The sequence below is a fragment of the Acaryochloris sp. IP29b_bin.137 genome, assembly GCF_028285745.1.
Taxonomy (GTDB): domain Bacteria; phylum Cyanobacteriota; class Cyanobacteriia; order Thermosynechococcales; family Thermosynechococcaceae; genus Acaryochloris.
The window spans coordinates 1-20,951 of the sequence record NZ_JANQOP010000134.1 but is presented as its reverse complement, the minus strand read 5'-3'; the positions used below and the strand labels follow the sequence as shown (position 1 = coordinate 20,951).

Below are 20,951 nucleotides of genomic sequence, written 5' to 3'. Positions count from 1 at the left end.
ATTCAGATCTCTTGCTTGACTAGATCCTGATTCTCAGAGAGGCCTATGTAATTGTCAGGCGGTCATGTATTCGGTCTATGTAATTGTCGCCTATTAATTGAGTTTTCGGCACTCGCTCGCAGCTGCTTACATCGACGGATTCCAACTCAAAAGCAATTAGAGCGGGAAGTGCTGGCAACGACATGAGCAACGCATTGAAATTGACTGGCAGTTCTCTATCGTGAGTGCTCGTCAAAAGTTGTCTCGCCACTATCAACAGATGAATCCCATGAATGAGTCCTTTGAGTGTCGCTAAACTTAGCTTACAGAGTATTAAGGTCAATTTTGAAATTAAGGGGGGGGATCCTCTAACGGAAAATTACTCGGTGCTCCGACCGGAGGTCCTTGATGATCCTGAGGGTCAACCGATTGCCCAAAAGAATACCCAATTTATCCAAAAACTGCTGGATTTTGATGCGGTGATTATTGCTGGGCAGGCCAAGAGTCACTGTGTTACCTGGACGATTGACGATTTGCTCACGGAAATTCAAGCTCAAAACCCGGACTTGGCGAAAAAATCTATTTACTCGAGGATTGCTCTTCGCCTGTGGTAGTAACAGGAATAGTCGATTTTACGGATCAGGCCAATAAGGCGTTTCTACGGTTCCAGCAGGCGGGTATGCATTTGGTGCGATCATACAGATGCGATCTCCACTTGGCCTTGTATCAACTTCTAGGCAGATTAAACTTATAAGTCATAAGCCCAAATAAGGTCAAAGCAAAGTTTTCTGCCCAGAATGACTATTTTCAACCCAGCTTCAATCGCTCAGATAACAATTCTTTTCCATGGTCTGCACCATTTCCGCCAAGGACTGCTCTAGGGTCTGTAAGCGCTGACTTTCTTGCTCCACTTGAATCGCATGCGATTCTTTTTGGCCGATGAGATTATTCAGTTCTCCTTGCCGACAAGCAATATCCTGATTAATCCGCTCAATCACTTCTATTTCGTAAGTATCAAAACATTTTTGGACGGCTTGATGAATGGGTTGCCATTGCTCATTCGCAATTTGTGGTAAATATTTAGCAAATTCCTTACGGGTTGCTTTTAGAAATTCCTGGCGGACATATTCTGCTTGTCCAACAAAAACACCTGTCCCGACTAACAGCACCGCAAAGACATTCAGAAAAAGAGATGAAAATACTAAGCCCAAGATCTGCAAGGCTATCACAATCAGCACATAGGCTAATGCCGTTTGCATCACGCCCTGCCAAAACATATTGAATTGTCCAATTGCACCGTTCATATTGCCAGGAATGGCCTCGAACACATCCTTTAGGAGATCGGTCCACAGTTGGACTTCATTAGGGTCATAGCGATGTCCTGCCGCATAGAAGCGATTGCCCAGGAGCTTGTCATTCATCACCTCCACGACCTGTTCATAAGCCACTCGATATTTATCGGCAGCTTCATTGAGTTCAGAAAAGGCCCGGCTAATATCCTGTTTGGCCATAAATTCCCAAGCGGCTAAACGATCATTCATATAGCGTTCAAAGGCTCGCTTAAAGGAGGTGTAGAACATGGCCCGATTGTTCTTGTCTAGAAATTCCAAAAATTCTAAATCGGGTTGGGCGGCTACAAAATCAGCATCAAAGGTAGATTCTAGATTAAGAATATAGATTTTAAAGGAATCAGCTATGGCTTGAGCTTCGCGATCGCGGGTTTGGCGAATTTGAGATTGGAAGTCATCTCGAATAGACTGCAGTTGCTCGAAATCTGACTGAACTGAGGCCAGCTTTTGCTTCAGTAGATCGAGATCTTCATCTAGTAAAGGTAAGCGCCGAGAAACCGCTGCCCAAACCTGCTTATGAGTCATTTGGGCTTTGTGTAAGCCATAGTCCAACTCAGATTGGATTCGATCTTTTGCAAGAAATTCGAACAGACTATCCAAAAAGGCAGGAACACCTGAATTTGCTAGAACTTCGGGGTTGTTTTGAAGCTGAGATCGCAACGCTTGCAATCCCGAGACTTCAAACACCCGCTGATCGTATTGATTCAGGCAATAGTCCATTAAGTGAGTACGAAAAACCTTTCGGAGTCTAGCTTCAGTTGATGAGAGCGCTTCACTATCGTCGGGATTGATCAAATTACTGCGGACTTTATCCCAAGCATTAACCAAGAAAAAGATTGTTATTCCTCGATCCTTCAACATGTTTTGTAAGTATCGGCGTTCATCTAAAGTGCAGGGCTGAGTAGCATCCATGACAAACAGCACGGCATGGCAATCTTGCAAATAATTGAAGACAAGCTGATTGCGGGCCTCCGTATCATTTAAGCCTGGGGTATCGATCAGTTCCAGTCCTTGTTGTAACAAGGGAAGAGGATATTCAATTTCGGCATGACTAACGTTGGGGAAAGCAGCTTGGTCCTTAGAAGCCAGTGCTTTAGCTTCTTCAGGGTCAATGGTGTAGGTCCGTTTGAAGTCCTCTAAATCCATCTTTTGAGGGGGCATATCGTCAAGATGGTGGATGGTGACCTGTTTTTGGGGACCATGCTTGAGCACTGTCAAAACAGCCGTACAAGGGTTGACATCACTGGGCAATAATCGCTCCCCTAACAAGGCATTCAAGAGCGTACTTTTACCCCGTTTCAAATCACCTAACACCACCAATCGAAAAGTTGCCTGTTGCAGGGTTGCGGAAACATCACGTAGCGCCTCCACTTGTGTAGCCAAGCTTAACGGCCCAGAGGCGTTGGCTCCTTCTGTTTCAGCATTGGCTAAGGTTCCTGCCATAGCTTCGAGATGATCAGCCATTTTCTGTCGTAAATACTGAGCTTGATCTAATTGTGCTAAGGACGCAGCTGATAGCTGTGTAAGATCAAGAGGGGTGCTCATAAGGCGCTAGAAAATTCAAACTTTATCTCCACCATCATAGCTATCGGCAAAAGCGCTGGTGGAATGCCAATCGCGGTAATGATTCTGCAATATTGTTTACCCCGGGCTTGATTATCCCCAGTTGTCCTCCACCGTCATACCCACCCAAAAGATAGGCATAGTGAAGCAGACTGTGAGGGAACATTCGAGGCTATGAGTTTATTCGAGCTGATTTCTGCTTTGCTAAAACCCTTTGATTGGACCAGCGAATAAGAGAGAACCAGGGTTTGAAGCGATCGTAAATTTCAGCATAGGGCACGGAGGTTTTCGATAGCAGCGTCGAAGGAGTTGGGCTAATTCTGTCAGGGAATCGCTGGTTGAGTTTACTTTGCATCATCATAGCCACACCGAATAGCTTAGAGACCCATTTGGCTTTCGGACTCAGAAGTAAGTTTAGCTCAGTGATCGCATGTCCTTCTTTAACCTGGAGCGCTGAATACTGGGGTAGGGCAATCTGAAGCTGATCCTCAGATGCCTGCAAACATCGATCCAACGCCACAACATCGGCAAAAGCAGCCTGACATCCCTGGGCCAGAAAGGAGGACATGGCATGAGCCGCATCTCCTACCAGAACTGCCTGTCCAGATCGATCATGGTAGCGATCGCATTGCGTTTCTAAAATACTGGAAGGACGTCGTTCACAAAACGATTGGGCGGCAGCATCGCTCACTTGCAACCCCGGCAACCATTGTTCGTAGATCTGCTGTTGTAAGTCAGTGGGCGTTTCAATACCTGGAGGATTGTTCCGGGCCTGATCAGGGGCCTGATCCCAAAATGTCAACAGGCAAAATTGATCATCTAGCTCTGGAATTGCTGCACCTGATATTTGACAAGGCAGAGCATTCGGATCGGTGGTAGAAGAACTAGTCCGAAAGAAGTAAGAGGTGTCAGCAGCAAATGCCTGAGGCTGGGGCAGATGCAATACTTTCCAGACTTTATCAAAATAAGATTGCTGAAAATCAAAGCCAGGTTGTTTCAATAGAGCAGCTTTGACCACAGAATGGATTCCATCTGCCCCCACCAGCAGATCATAAGAGTGTTCGATTCGTTGACCCTCTTCATTTGTCAATGTCACCTGACAGGCCTTTAGATGGACATTCATACAAGCAGTGTCAAAGTTAAGATGCAGGCCTGGATAATCCCGTTTCTCCAATTGATCTAAGAGAGCTGCGCAGAGATTGTTGCGATTAATCAGTAGGCTATATTTTTCTGTACCAGAACTGCGTTCAAAGACCTTCCATTGTTGCAGTTTCTTGTTGTAGATACCCGTTTTACAAATGGCGACCCCCTGCTGGTCAACCGCAGGCCATAAGCCGTCGATTGCCCTGAGTTCCTTTTGTCCACGTTCAGTGAGACTGAGGACAAAGGCCCGTTGATCTGCTCTCAATTTTCTCGGATCACTGCGTTGCTCATAGATAAAGACTTGGTAGTGGGATGAGCGAGTCAAAAGGCGATGGGCTAACAGCAATCCCGCAGGACCCGCTCCGATAATCACAACGTTCATCGTTAATCCTCGCGATCTAAGCTTGAGCAAAGCTATTTTTACGCTTATTTCGAAAGCTGGCAATGTTTAACATCCGGCAATCATTTCCTCGGCTACCCTCCCAAATCCATACTGATTGATATGTCAATCCAAAATCAAAGATATTACCTAAAGGATTAAAAGCGATCGCCTATTTAGACAAATGTCTAGACAGGAGGCTAAATTAGAGCTACAGAGAAGTCCAGGTAAATCAGATGACTGTATCCATCGGTTCTAGATTAGATCCGGTCTCCATTCGGCAAGGGCTTGCTCTATCCCAGGAGCGTTTAGGTGCGCTGTTGCGAATTAGCCCTAAAACTGTAAGCAGATGGAAGCGGGCTGAAAGACGACCAACAGACAAGGAGCTATTACGAAAGATGGCAAAGCTCCAAGAAATCGTTGATCTTGGGGCGAGAGTGTATTCACCGGAAGGGTTAAAGGAATTTCTCTCGACGCCATTACCTGTGTTTGGGGGACGTTCTGGTCTGGATTTGATAGGTCTAGGGGAGTTTGAACCTGTACTCGCTGCCTTGGCAGCAGATTTTGAAGGCACAGGATTTTAGTGGATGGTGCCTTTACAGGCATTGATTCGGCCTTGGTCTGGTCAAGCGGTCCGCCACATTCCCGATACGCCCAATAGAACCTACGATATCTACGATTTTAGCTATGCAGGACGAAGCGCCGAAAATCGTTGGAATGTAGCAGGAGAACCGACGTTATATCTAGCGAAGGAGAAAGATGTAGCACTGGCTGAGTATGCGCGGCACTTTGAGGTCAATCGAACACTGGGGTTGGCTGCCAAAACCTATCAACGGAAGGTCTATCGATTTCAGGTCGAGTTGAATTCAGTTCTGGACCTCAGAAAGCAAGCCGCCTGGCCAGCACTTTCTTTACGTGTTTAGTCTTGTTTCTAGAAAAACTCCCCAATAACAGTCGACGATTTTTGCCAAATGTAGCTGAGGATGGCTACTTTGAGATCGCTTAAATTTCCCCTAGCACTTCGGTGCCCCCTGCCAGGAGTATTGGGTGCCACTAAATGCCCTTGAGAAGTGTCTTGGCTCAATCGATCGAAAGGGCAAAAAAAATTTAGTGCTCCCACACACGCAGGGCTGTTTCACTCAGGTGCACACACCGAATTAGCATACTTGGATAAGAGTAAAAAACAGCATTAATACGATAATGGCTCCATGGAACAAAATAATTGTCTTGTAGTTGTTTATAGACTTTCTTCCCAAGCCCGTATAGTTAGACAGTAATATGCCGCGATATAAATTATTTTGTCTCTGTATTGCTAAATCCTCAGGTTTATTGATTTGCTGCTCTTCTAGCTTCCATGGGAGGTATTGTTGAAGGTAATTTTCTATACCTATTGCTCTATTTACATGGAGTAATTGAGTATATCGGTAGATGCAGTCTAATATACCTAGAAGTACTGTTGTTACAATCCCAATCATTAAAAATTTTACTTGCTTATCTTGCAGAGCAAAACCACATATTGCTGTTGCAATTGTGACTGACCATCCTTTGATGATAAATTTTGTAGAATCGATGCTACTTATTCTTGACTGGTCAATTTCAAAAATCTTTATAAGTATGTCTTGCTCTTCCTTTTTGTTCATGCACCAAAGTTTCAGATTTTAATAATGGTTTGATCTTGAAATGGAACAAAATTAGATAGGATTTTTATAGGGGAAATAGTAGGTATGATAAATTTAGCTATATTGGGAATAGCTTAGTTATCCTTTCTGTTATAAATTGAAAGCTGATTTCAGTTGAGTTTGCTATTGCTTAAAGCCTGCAATGTTTGAAGACTTTTTAGTAAGTCAGCACAGCGAAAAACCATTGCAGCACGGCTGTCTACGTTAAGTTTGGCAAAGATGCGCCGTAGGTGGGTAGAAACGGTCCATTCACTAATGCGAAGTTGTTTAGCAATTTGTTTGTTTTGTTGGCCTTGAGCTACAAGATGGGCAATTTGCAATTCTCTTTCAGTTAGTAGTTTTGGGATATTAGCAGTTGATTCTGTAGTTTTAATCTCAATAATGGCACAGGATTGTCCGTTAATTTCAAATTGGCAAATCTCTGTGTAATCAAGAAAGTTCAACTCAGTTTTTGAGTTACTGTAAGAAGTGTTTGAGAAATTAGGTTCTTTTAAAATCTCACATACAACCACTAAATAGAGCCTATTCTCGATTTTGAATTCACTAATAATACAAGAAGATCTTAGTCTATCTAGGAAATAAGGAGATTCGCCCAGCATAAATTGATCGACCATGGTATTGCTCCCAGATCAGTTAGGAATGACTTATTTTTGCAGATATGCACCGATTTGAGATTACCTAGAGCTCATGTCTATAAAGACATATGAAAGAAAATTAAATGATTCAACTAGATGGCATAAAAACAACCATTTAAGTTATCAGTACTAATTTAGTATATTACGCAAGAATATGGAATAAATGGCAAATAATCTAAATATTTATCTGATTTTCACTATAGATATCATAAACAGAGGCTCTAGTTATTATCTATTTAACCTCGTGTGTAGGATTTAGATCTCTTCTAGGATTTTTAAGGCTTCACCGCTTCCTACTAACTCAATCATTATTCTCATAGCTTTGGAATTAGAGTAATTTTTGCCTAAATTTGCTTTTAATGAGTTAGACTAATTCAGATAAGATAGCTCTTATACTTGATAGAAAAACTGATGCAGAATAGGCAAAAAACATAGAGAAAATTTGTTGATCCACATCTAAATATAGAAAGTTGAGATAATCTGACCTCATTTCAAGACATTGGGAGCATGTCATCTTTGCAATCAAGTATATATACTCACTCCAAAAATCCTTGCTAGCCTTTCTTTCTAGATGTTGAATGTTTGGTCCCAGAATTAATGAATCTGCAAAGGTGACAAGACATAGTACTAAAAAAAATTCACAAGACTTGAAATGCTGTTGAGCTGACTTTGGAAGATATCTATAAAATTATGATTGTCAACCAATACAGCCATAAAGCCCTGTTTTACTTTTGACTTGTTTAATCTGATCTTTAAAAGCTGGACAGCTATATAGACTATTTGAATGTTTCGACTCATCAAATATAAACTTTCGAATGATTATTGTTCGTTTATCGTAACAATCTAGATATTTGAGTGCACGTATACCATCTGTTAAATCATTCATTTTTCTTTCGATCATAAATATAAAACTCTTTATTGTTAGCCGATTTTCTCGTTTTAATGATCGAATATTTCTCTTTAAAAGAACTCGTATTGGAAGCATGTAACGATCATAGTTATCAAGAGTTTCATGCTTTAAGGGCTCATTCATATAACCATGCAGTCCTTTTAATGGTAGATAATAATCATCCGTCTTGGGATTTAAGAGCTTCTTGATCAGACATAATAAGGTTTTATGAGTTGTCTTATGCTTTGCTTGTAATAGCAAATCGTTTAATTCTTTATCTTCAGTTTTTTTGTCTTTAAGATATAATTCAAGTTTGTCAGGAAAACTAACATATACTAATAAAACAAAAATTCTTTTATCAGCTTCACTCATGCCTTCTGGGAAAGGAACCTTAGCACGCTTAAATAACTCATCCAGTTTCACTTTTAATTGAGTTTCAACCTTTGATTTTAAGAATGCTGATCTCCAATTCAATAAAAATAGCTTGTGGCAATTGCGTAATTCTTGATTGTGTCTTTGTACGAGGTATTGCAGAAATATTGAATTAACTTCCTTGAAAGAAAGTGTTTTTCGCACAGTAAACAGCTCAATCGTAACATCAACCTCTGGCAACAGTTCGCCTAAGTTATCAGGAATCCGACATACCCAATCAACTTTCTTTTTTTGCTTATCAATTATCCACTTTATATTCTTAATTGGAAGACGGATTCGACCACGAGATAAAATAGCAAGCTTTAAGTGTTTAGGAATTCGTCTTTTACCTGGGGTAACTCTCTTTCCCCACCACACGACATCTAATTTTCCTCTTTTGAATCTGCCTGGTTCACAAGATGGCATGTTAGTAGAACGAATCACCCCATAGTCTTGATCATCAAGCCAGTTAATCTCATCCTTAAACCCTAGGCGATTATCGAAGAAATTTCGATCTTGTAGATAAGCCATGATTTTTCCTCCATTATCAGTTGTTTCAAAACAACAGCAGCTTAGTGATTTCTATTCAGCTATTTAACTAATCCTTTATAACTAAGTTTTGACAGCCAAACAACAAATCATAGAATCGCAGGATTAATTTGTGTTCCCTCTAAAAAGATGGTAGTAATTATTTCTTTCCTTACTGCTTTCATATAAGCCAGTTTCTACCAGTTTTTTTATTCGGCCGATAAATTCTTGAGCTAATCACTTGACCAGTCTTCGGATGAATTAAAATAAATTGGCTGGTTGCTTGAGGATCATTTTTAACTACTTGACGCTGATGTTTTTGACTTTGTCTTAAATCGGTATCGACTTCAATATTCAAACGTTCTTTGGTTTTGGGATGAATGGCTGAAATATCTGGTCGGTTTATCCCTACTACTCTCTCTGACTGCTTTCCTTGAACTTGTTGCTGATCGACACGGATGTTTTTCCATCCCTGTTGTTGCAGCCGTCCCCGGATCTTCTCTACATGTAGCCAGTGGGCAAGATTTGCTGATTTACCATGATTAGCGGGTAAAGCCTTTGCGCCAACTGGTCTAGCAACCTCATCCCATTCATTGAAAGAACCCAGCTGCTCTTGGGAATCGATATAGCTATTTTTCAAGTTATAGATATTTCGCATAATGGATCTCCTTTCACAGATCTTACGGAGAGGCTGAGATCAGTTATGAAGGTAAAAAAGCAAGCTTTTTTGAGAAGTTCAGCGATAGACCATGGCAGAGCGGGTAGCAACGCCGAGTTTGGCGATGATGCGGCAAGTAGTTAGCGACAGTCCGTTCACTAATTTGGGGCTGTTTGGCAATTTGTTTATTAGGTTGGACTTTAGTAACTAGAGGTGAAATCTGGAGTGCCCGTACAATTAAATGGGCTGACGGATTAGCGTCTGGATCTACAGAGAGGTAATCTGTCTGGGCGATAATACAGTTCTGAGGCTTGGCTGAAGATCGCAACACTTCTGCAAAGCTAGAAGCCTTGAATGTAGACAGGAACATCTGTAGGGTGGTTTTAGTTGCGCTGTCTGAGATTGCTTTTTTGATAGCGATCGCTAGACAAGACACCTCCCCAACTTCAAACTCTCCAACAACATATGGTTGCAGAACAGACCTAACACTGCTTGAATTTGAATTTAACGCAAGAGTATTTAACATCGTTTTAATCCATTTCAATTCGCTGTGGAAATGTTTGTTGATTTGGGGCAGGAAGTACTATACCTCGGCTAATGTTCTGGCGATTTCGGCAAGCCGTAATGGGTCGATAGGATTTAGCTGGAGGAAGCATGCGGAGGTCAAACAAGATAGCTAAATTTGCCTGGGGTAAACGAATCGGCTGTAGTTGCTGAGCAGGCCCCGTCAGTAGTGGGGTAACACCAGGACCATGACCACTAACGGTGCTATTACCATGCACAACCACCCCAACCGTGGTTCTACCTTGCCGAAACGACGGTCCAAACTGACTGTCACTCTGAACGATCGCAACCAGATCACCAAAACGTAATCGATTCAACCCACAACGGCGGCGAATTTCAGCGTCAAACAACTGAATATCCACATCACCTCTCCAAGCTGTATTTTTGCCCAGTCCTGACCCCATCAAAGCGGAAGGAATGGTATGAGTTACAGGCACCTGTATTCCTCTGTCATGAAGTCGCAATTTCCACCGTTGCAGCAGAGTAGGAGAGCAGTTCATCACGGTGATGTTTGGATAGTCCGGCAGTTGGAGGCCCAAGCCCACGCTGTTAATCTGGATGCGATCGCCAATCCGCAACCGCTTCAATACTGGCGTGGGAAAGTCTACCATCACATGATCCACCCCACCATGTTTACCCGTCACCAAGCCCCATTGTCCTTTACAAGGCCCATTGATCACCTGGGCACGATTGCCCACACAGGCATAGGTAATCAGCGCTAAATTATTGCCTTTGCGACTGCCCGTAACTTCGCGATCATTGTTGTGTAACGAAACACCCGGCTCCACATGGTCACCCGCAAGACCCACACAACGATCGCCAATCCGCTGGTTGATTGAAATTCCTCCCCCAGCAGGCAGAATCCGAGGTACCCCATCATGACCAATCCGGTAAGGATTGACACGACCCACTGGATGGGCGATTTGGCCCATCACTACGGACATCACCAAGTCCTCTTGGTTAAGCCGAAGTCGACGCCGATTGCGAACTGAGTGAAGCGTTTTCATCTTGGGGCGAAGAGATAGGTAACGTCTGGAGTGAATACCAATATCCTTGAGCCGATTGCCAAGGATTGATTTCTGGTGAGAGTGGGAGGATACTGGAGTCCCACTGGGTATCGAAACCGTCAGCAGCACTCTCATCTTCAACCCAAGGTGTAGCGTTCCAACTGGGATGGAAAGTGCTAGGAATATTCAAGTGGAGAACCGCTAAGTGTAAATTTGGAGACCACAGGAGTTGGGGGAGTCCGGCATAGACAAACAGATGGTGCCAGTAGCGGCGGGCAATTGCAGCAATAGAATCATTGAGGGGGCGACGTTGACAGGGAATCTGCCAGCGCTCAAGACAGTCCACAATATAGGGTGGGTGATTAGGCTTCGGTTCACAAGTCAAAATCATGCCTGTTCCGAGAGTTGCCAGTAAGGCCACCGTTTCGCAGCAGGCCAGGGCGAAGGGTTGCTCTCTATCCGTTTGACTGAGCTGAGATTCGAGGGATTGAATTAAGGACTCATAGTGTTGGATGAGTGCTTCAGGATCGACACCGTCTTTAATCCAAGTTGGTAGGCAGGATTGACCCACTGCATCTCCTAGCCAAGAAATTTTGAGTCCTGCCAGATCAGTCTTCAATCGGATATGTTCCCAGGCATTAATGGCATGCTGATCGAGGTGAGGGGTCCAAGCATGTTGTAGTCGTTGGTCAGGTTCGGTTAAGGTTTGCAACTCAGCCTCAGATTGCTCCAGATAGAAATGGGTATTGTCCAGAATATGCCAGAGTTCTCTGGCAACCCAAAGTTCCACAAAATGGCCTAAGTACTTTGCTAAGACCAACCCTTGTAGACCATGACTACCTAGGATCAGAGTCGGATCCAGAATACAGGTCCAGCGCTTCTGGCTTAGCGTGACGGAAAGAGTGGGAAACAGGGTATCCATTACAGGTTGTCCTCATTGATAGAGGATGGAAAGCTCTAAACAGGTATAGACTTACGGTTTCGGGTACTGCGTAGGGCAGTAGGTACACCGGGGAAACGTTGTCCTTCTGGGGTAGTGCGATAAGCGGCTAACCAGGCTTCAGCATGGGGACCGATAGGGCGTAGCTCTGTTTGGAACAGGTGTGGATCAATAGAGGTCTCAAAGTTGTTGTCGGCCACAAACTTGAGAATGCGACGGCCACTTTCAGCCATTTTGGCCCGTTGGGAAGGTTCTGCTGTACCGCCCAGATAGCGGTTGGAAACGACCTCAATTACATTCCATTTGGTGTTGGCATCAAAGGCTTTTTTGATATCGGGAGCATCCAAAAGTTTCAAGATCGAATTGAGGTAATGCCCGACTTCCATAGTCAGGGCAAAAATATTGCCATAGGTGGAGCGATCTAAGGCATACCGGAGATCGATGCCTAGTCGCTGAACTGTGGCGGAGCTACCAAAGGGACGTTGATTAATCATCGGTCCACCCCGAATCACTTCACTCACCTGAAGGTCTCGGAAGTACTGAGCGACAGCGACAATCAGTCCTACCAACTGCCGATGGAAGTTAACGTTTGTTACGGCTCCAGCTGGAGCCTTAGAGCTACCGTAATTAAAGGCCCGTCGGTAGGCGATCATGCGATCGCGCACGCCATAGCGCAGGGGTTTCCATTTCTCCACCAAATACAACGCCCGTGCGCCAGGACCTCGCTGAATCCGCATCTTGCCTAAGCGGAACAACTTCAACAATACATCCACCACCTTAAATATTTTCATGCGCTCATGCTGATAGATGTAGTACAACTCCGCTGCCGCATGGAGCTGACTGGGAACCACCGAGTCATCGAAGTCTGGCTGCACGTAAGGATAAGGCAGATTCTCAAATTCGACGGGTCCCTTATCACCAAAGCCCACTAAATCCAGGAAGCCATCTCCCCCACCATTAGCCGCATTTTGGAGTAGCTCTGAAAAGCGGTCTTCAAATTGCTGAGCAAATTGCTGACGTTGTTCGGGAGGGACTTCAGCTAAGCTCTCCCGCAGGAAATCGTCCCACAAGCGTTGAATGGTTTCAGTGGTTTGGTAGCTCATGGTAAACGTCCTTCTTCCAATAGACTCGCTTTCACAAATGATCTTTGACGGCAGTGATGCCTTACTGGTTGACTGGTTCCTAATCGCCAAAGCTGTTTCTGATAGGCCATGTTCTAGTTCAATTCCCTAATAAGCGACAGAGCATTACCCCATGATTTCGGCGTAGAGATGATGGCATGCCAAGGCATACGCGTTACACTCAGCCTCAGTGGTTAAGGTTGTTGGGGTTAGGGTCGAATTCCAACGTTGCCAAGCAGCAGGGGAGGTTTCTAAGACCTCACAGCATTTGGTATAGAGGGGAGTTGTTTTAAAGGTTGAGATCGCCTCACTGAGACGTTTGGGTTTATGGTGATACACACTGATGAGGACTTGGATATGGGTAAGTACATAGGAACAGATCCAATGCTGATAGGTCAACCTAAGGTCAGGAGAAAGTGGGGCCATCACTGGGCTGCTTATCGGATCGTCCACAAGCTCGTAATAGAGTTGATGACACGCCAAAGAATATGCTTCACATTCCGCCTCAGTGGTAAATATCTCTGAGGCCAGAGTAGAATCCCAACGTTGCCAACGTTCAGCGGACTGCTCTAAAGTCTCGGAGCACTGAGTATAGAGAGGTATGTTCTTAAAAGCTGCGATCGCTTTGTCCAGTTCCGAAGGGTGAGTGCTTAGACCACAGATAAGAACTTGTATATAGTTCAGAATATATGAGCAGAGCAAATTCTGCTGGTTTAACTGCAATTGCGCAGGGGGGAGTTCGATCCCTTCTTGGGTTTGATACAAGACGTTAATAAGTGCCTCATAGAACTGATGACATTTCAAGGCATACTCGTCACAGGCCTGATTTGTCCTTAAATCTGAATGGTCCAAAATCGCAGTCCAACGTTGTGATAGATCAGAATCTTGCTCTATAACTTCGCACCATTGGCTATAAAGAGGCGTTTGCTGAAACCCTGCAATGGTTTCACTTAATTGTCGGGGCTGACGTCTGAGGATGCCAACTAAAACTTGCATATAGATCAGCACATACGAACCCAGCAAGCTCTGTTGAATCGGAGTTGTTGATTCTAGAAACGATTGAGTTGCGATCTTGAGGTTTGAATCGCTATCACCAGACATTGATTCTGTACCTTGATCCTGAGGCGATTGTGGCTGAATAGAGGGCTGCTCAAGACTGGAGGTACGAACATTAAGTATTGACTCAACAGCATCATTGTGGATTGATAATGGCTGATTTGATGGAGGTTCAGAACCTTGTGCAGCAGTTAGAGAGGATTGCTCAGTAAATGATGGTTGTACTGGCGGAGGTTCCACTCCGTGAACTGAGGCTGTCAGTTCTTGTACATTCTCGGTCAATTCTCGAAGTTCTAATATGAGATCTGACCTGAAAGATGTGGACCGAGAAGAGGACTGAGGTGTTAAGGGTAGCTGCACAGTTTGAGGGTCTAGTCCACGAACCCTATAATTCGAGATTTGTACAACCTGAGTCAATTCTCGAATAGACAGCACCAACTCTTCCTTACAGGTTAAGGACTGGCAGGAAGACTGGGGGAGCAATGGTGGTTTTATTGAAGCAGGAGTTACCCCTTGAACCTTACAGATCAGAGCTTGTACAGCCTGGGTCAATCTTCGAATCCCAAGCACTAATTCTGCTCGGAAAGTCAAGGTATGAACGGAGGGAGATTTATCGATGGCATTCACAAGAATTAGCCTCACATTACGATCAGAATCGATATTCCTCTTAAAAGATCATGATTATCAAGGACAAAAGGATAGAATACAGAGTTTTAGATCAGTTTGAAGATATGATTGAGGTATCAATATTAGTACCCTGCAGAAATGAACTATTAACCTAAAAAAACAACAATTTAGTAGTGCTTATAAAAGGTCATTTTTTGAGTAACCTGCCATAAGATATAAACATAAACTCAGTATAGTAAAATTCACAACTTTAAAGTATTAGGGCCATCAAAAATACGGTATCTCGTTATTTTAAGAATGAACACTCATCCTTAAAAGAGATTGTTTCAAAAAGTTTCTGAAGATATAGATAAATGATTTATGCTGGTGGGAAGTCTACTTGGATTGGAGGAGTAAGGCTGACTTCAAATTGTTGAGGAGTATTAAACTCTGGGTCAAGTTTTAGTGGTATGGGGTACTCCACATTTGGATCGTCCTGTAACAGATTGGCAAATGTAGCACGACCTAATGCATTTCTAACTACTTGATCAATCACATCAAACACTCCATCTTTATTTTTTGGGAAATCTTCACCACTTCTAAATGGAATACAGGAAGGGGACATTGTTTGCACTAAATCCTGCCAACGACTTTCCATATCACCCTGAAGTTGTAATTCTTGACTCACTAAATTTTCGATCTCCCTTTGGAAGGTCGGAGATGGCTTTTGGGGCAAGGCAGGGGGTTGAGGCGTGTAAGTTAACATCTCTCCTATTGATTCCAGTGTGCTTGGTTGTTGTTGTCTCAGATCAATCGGTTTAACTAGCAGATCTCTCACCATTTCAAGGACACGTATGATACGCCTGGTTAGAGATAAACCTGGTGCCGATGGTTGCTGAAGCAAACAATCAAGGTCATCTGAATTGTCAGCGAAACTTTCGAAACTTATCCCTTGCAAAATCGCATCCGCAATATAGCTATATGCGACAGCTCTGTATTCAGGGGCATGGTTCTCTGCCGTGCCTAAAGCATAGAGATCGATAGCACGGTCAAGATCATAGAGCAATTTATCGAGCACGATCTGGCACTTTACACATTGAGGTTCACAACAACATTGTGAAAAGCAATCTAGTAGCTCAGCTAACTGGTTACGCAGAAAGGCAAGCTCAACAAGTCGATTCTCAGGGGTATCCTCTCTTAGCGAGGTCCCATAAAGCCCATAGAACAAGATAGGGGGACGAGCAAGGCGAAGAAGGCGGAATCCACCCGAAACCTCAAAGGCATCGATGAACAATTCCAAAGCTTGCAAAAAGGCCTCGAAGGGGGGAGAGCTTGGAGATACTGCCAATATACCTTCTTGACGATTTACTTCCACTGGAGTGTTGAGTGAAGAAGCAGCTCCCTGATTGAGACCAATTCTGACCAACCGTCGTAGCCGTGGCAGCTCTAATTGGGCCGTAGCTCCTACATGACGAAGGCCCTCAATATTTCCTTGGCGAACGCGTTGAACTAGAGCATCCATAACTCGTGAAAGTTCGTTTTCAGTCAGTAGGGACCGTAAGTCGCCCTGGCCTTGATTGTCCAGATATCTGTAGAACTGGCGATAGGCTTCTGTACCGCGAGCCCAGTCATTGGGACCATAAGCCTGTTGGGTTGTACCAATAAAATTTCGAAACGCATAGATGACCGCATCGCGCCGTGCCTGTAATTCACTAAAGGGAACCTGAAGAAGATAACGACTGCGGTTAAAACTGACATTTGCCAAGGATTCGCCCATCATCACCAAGAGCACAGCGGTGACTTCATCAATGCTTTGGGCTAAATTACGATAATTGACATTGACGACAGGGGAACTTAGGGCTCCCACTAAGCGAACCAGGCGGGCATAGTCGCCCAGGGTGCGGCGAATGCCAAAGGTTTTGTCCCGTTGGCTGGAGTCGAGGGCGTACCGGGCTGAGTTAAAAGCCTCGGTCATCATAGACCGAATTGCCATGGCCCACCCCTCTAACTCGGGCGTCACATCCTTGAGGATGGCGTTGCTGGTTAATTCCTGTAAATCTCGCTCCACATCGTCCATCGCCTGCTGCATCTCAGCATCAGAAGAGGTCTCAACCCTCATCATTGGGGCAGGGGTCGAGGGCGTCAACAGAAATGGCAGGCCCTCTGCCTCGCGGTCAATGGCGATAGCTTGAGGCGTTTCCTTATAGCGGTTGAGCAAGGCATCGGCCACCTCTTGGGCGTTATTGGGGTCGCTGACTCGCAACTCACGCCGAATCAAGTTGTCCAGAGCTAGCTTGGAGTTAGCGCCATCTCTGGGCCTCATGCCATTGTGGTTGGTATTGTAGTAAGAATGACTGGATTGAGCTACCATGGCTTTCTCTGAATCTCCTAAGGCTAAAGCATTGAGTATTAGGCGGCTAGCGCTAATTGGGTTGCAGTTGGGGTTGGTGGATCATTTGTCCGTGCTAAATGGGCTGTAACCAATTGACTAATCTTATTGGGAGCAACCTTGCCAGAAGAGAGGGCATAAGCCGAAGCACTGACCAAGTGACGAGGGGGTAAATGAGTGGGCACTTTGCCTTTTACTAATGTCTTGGCCCCTGCCTGAATTCGTTTTTGATCTTGAGCAGTAAACGGGATAATATCTGCCAAGGTACGTTGACCTAAATTGCGGCGCGTTTGATAGGCAATTTCGTCTACTACTTTCGGAATTAACCGATCCGCCGTTTGCAACAGACGTGCGGGGAGGCGACGAGCCTTTTCGGGCTGATAGAGACTTTGCCAAACCTGCCTTAAGCGCTTAGATTCTGCTTCAAAGCGCATTCGCCTTAGCATTTCTGCCAAAATCAGAACCCGGAGATACGCAGTGGGATGAGCACCCCCAGGACGATAGGTCAAGGTGCGGGTAGATGGGTTAGCTAGAAAAATAGCCATGCCCCAAGCAGCTGCCGGACCTCCTAGTAATAGCGCCGCCAGATCAGCAAAGATCTCTTTATGCCAGCGACTATAGGTTTGTGTGAGGGCAGGATCGGTTGTGTCCCGCAAAACCCGATGTAGAACGGCTTGACGATTCTCTTGCCATATTCCCAAATCGGCTTGTAGGTTGTGGGCTACTTCATGGAGAAAAACAGCTTGCCAGGGGTTATCTCGATCCCAGGGAATTCGGATAATGGGGAAAGGATTGGGTTCCCCCAGCAACCGGCTGAGTACAACGCCTCGCCGCATGGTGGCGGGTGAATAACCATGCTCCATATAAGTGACAGGTTTCAGGAGAGAACCACGAAACAAACGGGGAGCGGCTTGATGAATGACCGTATAGCAATCAGCTGAGATCGCATCATAGGCATCAAGAGAAGGTGCAAACGCTGACCCCCGCTGCCCAAAGATCTCGAAGAAGAGGCCAAAGGCACGCCGCGCCCGATCTAACTCGCGTTCAACAAGAGCGATATCCGCAAGAACACGAGGTATGGGAGCAGTAGCCCAGGTTTGTTGGACGTGGTTCAGGCGTTTCATGACTTCACGGTCAATTTTGGCAAGACGTTGGTTAGCAGCTTTGAAATGATTCGGAGAAGGAGCATAGGACCAATCTTGGGGACGAATGCCAACTGCGGTGGGGGTGATGCTAGCGAGTCGCCCGGCCCGCGCCGCTAGCATCTGAATTTTCATGCGCAGAAATGCTCGAACTTCCATGATCCTGATTCCTCTAGTCAACAGCTTGATTCCATCAGCTTGAGGACAAGTGCTGGATTAGCAGCGGACAGAGACATTCCCACACACGTGGCAACGGTAATTCTTACCTCCCATCATCCGATAGGGATAGGGTTTTCTCGTGCCCTTCACCATGCGCTTCATCTTCGCCACCTTCTTCACCTTATTGGCCAGACGACGGGTTGTAGTGGGGCTTTTTGCCACTTTTGCAGTTGTTTTGGGAATGGTCTTGGTTACAGGTTGGCCTGTTTTCTTGGTGACGACCTTGGCTGCTTGAACGACTTTGGGCATTGCTTTCGTCGCTTTAGCTCCCCGGCGACGGCCTAACATCTTAGTCGATTTCTTCACCTTTTTGACTAGCTTGAGCCGCTTAGATTTGGGTAAGCGAGCAACGCCGGGCATCGTCTTCCGGATTGTCAGACCCGCGATCACAGGTGCTGCAAGATCTAACTCATCTGTGTAATCAGCAAAGTCAGCAAGGGCATCAATGGCTTCAAACTCATCAGCACCATCAGCTCTAAGTTTGCCTAAGATACTAGCAATCCTGCCAGCAATCTGGGCTTGAGGAATAGGTAGCTTCGAAAGAATCGGAGCTGCTGTTCGAGCAACCTTACCAATAATGGGCGCCGCCTTTTTAGCGACCCTGACAGCCTTTTTGCCCACCTTTTTAATGCCCTTCCACAGTTTTTTCAGGAATTCATCTGTGTCATAAGCACCCAGGGCATCAGCAACAACGTAATCTAATGCATCGAAGTCATCATCATAGTCATCGAAGTCATCAAAGGCTTCGAAGTCATCGTACTCATCTTCAAAGTCATCGAAGGCTTCAAAGTCATCGTACTCATCTTCAAAGTCGTCATAGGCTTCGAAGTCATCGTACTCATCTTCAAAGTCGTCATCGTAGTCCATCTCGGATAGACCTTCAGCTTCTTCGTAAAATAAGTCGTCCATGACGTCGGTGGCATACATGATTCTTCTCCTTCCTTCAGTGGTTGGAACTGGGATAAAAAACTAGCTCTCTAAGGGAGTCCGAATAATAATTTCTAATGGCCCATTAACCCGAAGTTGTAGGGGCCTTTCACTTTGTCTTGCCGAGGTTAAGGTCACGGCACCTGGATTGGATGAAGATAAATGTTTGATCAGTTTGGGACTAGCAGCGGTTCGAGTTGCTGAATTGCGTAAAAGCCTTGGCAAAGCTTTTGCCGATAGCCCTTTACGAATAGCTAATTGCCCTAAGTTGCAAGCAACCCCTGGTAACGCTTGCAATGCTCCACTCTTTATAAGTGTGGTGACTGCTTGATCCGCAGACTTAAACACCCGTGCACAGAAAGCTGAGCTGAATTTTTTACTTGTTTGCTCCAACTTGGGCCGAATCACTACACGTGCTGTCAAACCAGTCAAAATGGGTCGTGCTGCATCCACATTCAGTTCAGCAAACAAGGTTGCTGTGTCTTCGAGGGCATCCAGTTCGTCTAAACCTCTCAGGGAATAGCGTCTAAACATGGATTGAGTTTCTCTCAATATGCAAGCTAACGGCTGATATAAGTCTTCAAGAGGTATAAGTTGATCCTGTCCATTGTGTTCTAACTTTCGTCGTCGATGTTGGTGACCATTATGCTGAACTTCCAGATTTTGCGCTCTTGCTTTACTCTTGCGTTTACGTCGAGGTCCAGGCTGAATCGTTCTTTGGCGTATGGGAGGAGTAACTCGATCAATGGTATTTAGAATATGCTCAAAAAACTCTGTAGTGGTTGCAGCATCTAAGGCTTCGAGCATGCTGTGCTCAAGGATGTGACGAACATCAGCTACTCCATCCACATCTTGCTCAAGATCTAGTTCAAAAGATTTGGTCAAGCTTTGAATGACTTCATCAATAAATGCTTCATCAGACTCATCAATAAACGCCTCATCAGACTCATCTCTTTGATGCATTTGCATAAATTCATCTGTAAAGTCCGGGTTATATTCATCTCCAAAATCTTCATCATAGAGATTTTCACCACTATCCGATTCATCAAAATAGTCATCATCAAACGGGCTATCAATCTCATGCGAGGCATCATTATCTTCAAACAGAAGGCTTTGAGAAAGATTTTCGTCTTTCTCCAGCCTGTTTGGAGTTGGTGGCTGATTGGGGGCAGCAGGCGTTTCTGCTGCTGAAACGTCCATAACTTTATGACGTTTGGATGACCGTTTCATGGAGCACCTACCTTAAAAAGACTCAATAACCTATACAACTGCAACAGCAAGCACCCAAATCTCTGAGTAAGGAAACTTTCAAGCAATTGGACTGCGATTGTAGACTGAGCTAATGTTCAGAGTGACGTCAAGTCCCTTGGGCATTAACAGTAATGGTTGAAAAATATGGAATTTATAGAAGTCTGCTTGAGATCAACAGTAGGTGCTGTTTCAGGCTGGAACAAGTCACACCATTTTGGTGACTTATTTTGTGTATCTCAAAGGAAGTAGCTTAAATCAGGTAACTTGTTCTTAGGATGCTGGGTACTGTTTGCCTAAGGAGACTGACGTTCAAATGCTCAGAAATCCTTTTCAATCGGAAGCTTGAGTGGGTAGTCCTCTACGTGGAGGTGAGGCCCTCTGGGGATGACAACGCGCATCAAATCTAGAGTCAGTAGTACAACTCATTTCGGGTTTTTATCCAGTTGACCCAACAAATCGGCTGTTTAACCTACATGAACAACAAAGAAAGAAGAAACAGGCAATTGCATCGCCTCA

The 20,951-nt window shown here is 44.7% G+C and carries 17 protein-coding genes and 1 pseudogene; 3 read left to right on the top strand and 15 right to left on the bottom strand.

Annotated features, from left to right (window positions below):
- Nucleotides 1-284: 284 nt before the first annotated feature.
- Nucleotides 285-716, top strand: a pseudogene (locus tag Q0991_RS10270) (isochorismatase); the annotation flags it as partial.
- An 81-nt stretch (nucleotides 717-797) separates the two neighbouring features.
- Here Q0991_RS10270 and Q0991_RS10265 read toward each other — a convergent pair.
- A complete protein-coding gene (locus Q0991_RS10265; protein WP_299488034.1) occupies nucleotides 798-2,792 on the bottom strand; it encodes a dynamin family protein in 1,995 nt (664 codons plus the stop codon).
- A 271-nt stretch (nucleotides 2,793-3,063) separates the two neighbouring features.
- Nucleotides 3,064-4,416, bottom strand: a complete 1,353-nt coding sequence (locus tag Q0991_RS10260; RefSeq protein ID WP_299488031.1) for an NAD(P)/FAD-dependent oxidoreductase — start codon at nucleotides 4,414-4,416, stop codon at nucleotides 3,064-3,066.
- Nucleotides 4,417-4,649: 233 nt separating this feature from the next.
- On the opposite strand from Q0991_RS10260, the gene Q0991_RS10255 reads away from it, so the two are divergent.
- A complete protein-coding gene (locus Q0991_RS10255; RefSeq protein WP_299488028.1) occupies nucleotides 4,650-4,997 on the top strand; it encodes a helix-turn-helix domain-containing protein in 348 nt (115 codons plus the stop codon).
- 3 nt (nucleotides 4,998-5,000) lie between these two features.
- Nucleotides 5,001-5,336 carry an RES domain-containing protein gene (locus Q0991_RS10250; protein ID WP_299488026.1) on the top strand — a complete coding sequence of 112 codons (336 nt, stop codon included), beginning with the start codon at nucleotides 5,001-5,003 and terminating at the stop codon, nucleotides 5,334-5,336.
- 234 nt (nucleotides 5,337-5,570) lie between these two features.
- Here Q0991_RS10250 and Q0991_RS10245 read toward each other — a convergent pair whose 3' ends face one another.
- The 13 genes from Q0991_RS10245 to Q0991_RS10185 all read right to left on the bottom strand — a co-directional run bounded on the left by Q0991_RS10245 (nucleotide 5,571) and on the right by Q0991_RS10185 (nucleotide 20,414).
- Nucleotides 5,571-6,053 (bottom strand): hypothetical protein, encoded by a 483-nt coding sequence (locus Q0991_RS10245; protein WP_299488024.1) that lies wholly within the window; start codon nucleotides 6,051-6,053, stop codon nucleotides 5,571-5,573.
- Nucleotides 6,054-6,202: 149 nt separating this feature from the next.
- Complete coding sequence (locus Q0991_RS10240; RefSeq protein WP_299488023.1) at nucleotides 6,203-6,706, bottom strand: LuxR C-terminal-related transcriptional regulator; 504 nt, start codon at nucleotides 6,704-6,706, stop codon at nucleotides 6,203-6,205.
- A 718-nt stretch (nucleotides 6,707-7,424) separates the two neighbouring features.
- Complete coding sequence (locus Q0991_RS10235) at nucleotides 7,425-8,558, bottom strand: hypothetical protein (RefSeq protein WP_299488021.1); 1,134 nt, start codon at nucleotides 8,556-8,558, stop codon at nucleotides 7,425-7,427.
- 178 nt (nucleotides 8,559-8,736) lie between these two features.
- On the bottom strand, nucleotides 8,737-9,213 hold the full coding sequence (locus Q0991_RS10230; RefSeq protein WP_299488019.1) for a hypothetical protein: 477 nt from the start codon (nucleotides 9,211-9,213) through the stop codon (nucleotides 8,737-8,739).
- 43 nt (nucleotides 9,214-9,256) lie between these two features.
- Nucleotides 9,257-9,739, bottom strand: coding sequence for a hypothetical protein (locus Q0991_RS10225; protein ID WP_299488017.1), 483 nt, complete (start codon nucleotides 9,737-9,739; stop codon nucleotides 9,257-9,259).
- Between the two features lie 4 nt (nucleotides 9,740-9,743).
- Nucleotides 9,744-10,784, bottom strand: coding sequence for a DUF4438 domain-containing protein (locus Q0991_RS10220; protein WP_299488015.1), 1,041 nt, complete (start codon nucleotides 10,782-10,784; stop codon nucleotides 9,744-9,746).
- The gene (locus Q0991_RS10215) at nucleotides 10,738-11,706 is read right to left on the bottom strand and encodes a hypothetical protein (protein ID WP_299488012.1); all 969 of its coding nucleotides are present in this window, start codon (nucleotides 11,704-11,706) and stop codon (nucleotides 10,738-10,740) included. The genes Q0991_RS10220 and Q0991_RS10215 overlap by 47 nt, the downstream gene beginning before the upstream one ends.
- A gap of 35 nt (nucleotides 11,707-11,741) precedes the next feature.
- Nucleotides 11,742-12,827: a hypothetical protein gene (locus tag Q0991_RS10210; RefSeq protein ID WP_299488010.1), complete on the bottom strand. Its 1,086-nt coding sequence runs from the start codon at nucleotides 12,825-12,827 to the stop codon at nucleotides 11,742-11,744.
- Nucleotides 12,828-12,971: 144 nt separating this feature from the next.
- The gene (locus tag Q0991_RS10205; RefSeq protein ID WP_299488008.1) at nucleotides 12,972-13,946 is read right to left on the bottom strand and encodes a hypothetical protein; all 975 of its coding nucleotides are present in this window, start codon (nucleotides 13,944-13,946) and stop codon (nucleotides 12,972-12,974) included.
- Between the two features lie 940 nt (nucleotides 13,947-14,886).
- Nucleotides 14,887-16,878, bottom strand: a complete 1,992-nt coding sequence (locus Q0991_RS10200; protein WP_299488006.1) for a hypothetical protein — start codon at nucleotides 16,876-16,878, stop codon at nucleotides 14,887-14,889.
- 38 nt (nucleotides 16,879-16,916) lie between these two features.
- Nucleotides 16,917-18,197, bottom strand: coding sequence for a hypothetical protein (locus Q0991_RS10195; RefSeq protein WP_299488003.1), 1,281 nt, complete (start codon nucleotides 18,195-18,197; stop codon nucleotides 16,917-16,919).
- A 57-nt stretch (nucleotides 18,198-18,254) separates the two neighbouring features.
- Nucleotides 18,255-19,184 (bottom strand): hypothetical protein, encoded by a 930-nt coding sequence (locus Q0991_RS10190; protein ID WP_299488001.1) that lies wholly within the window; start codon nucleotides 19,182-19,184, stop codon nucleotides 18,255-18,257.
- A gap of 42 nt (nucleotides 19,185-19,226) precedes the next feature.
- Nucleotides 19,227-20,414, bottom strand: a complete 1,188-nt coding sequence (locus Q0991_RS10185) for a hypothetical protein (protein ID WP_299487998.1) — start codon at nucleotides 20,412-20,414, stop codon at nucleotides 19,227-19,229.
- Between the last annotated feature and the right edge of the window lie 537 nt (nucleotides 20,415-20,951).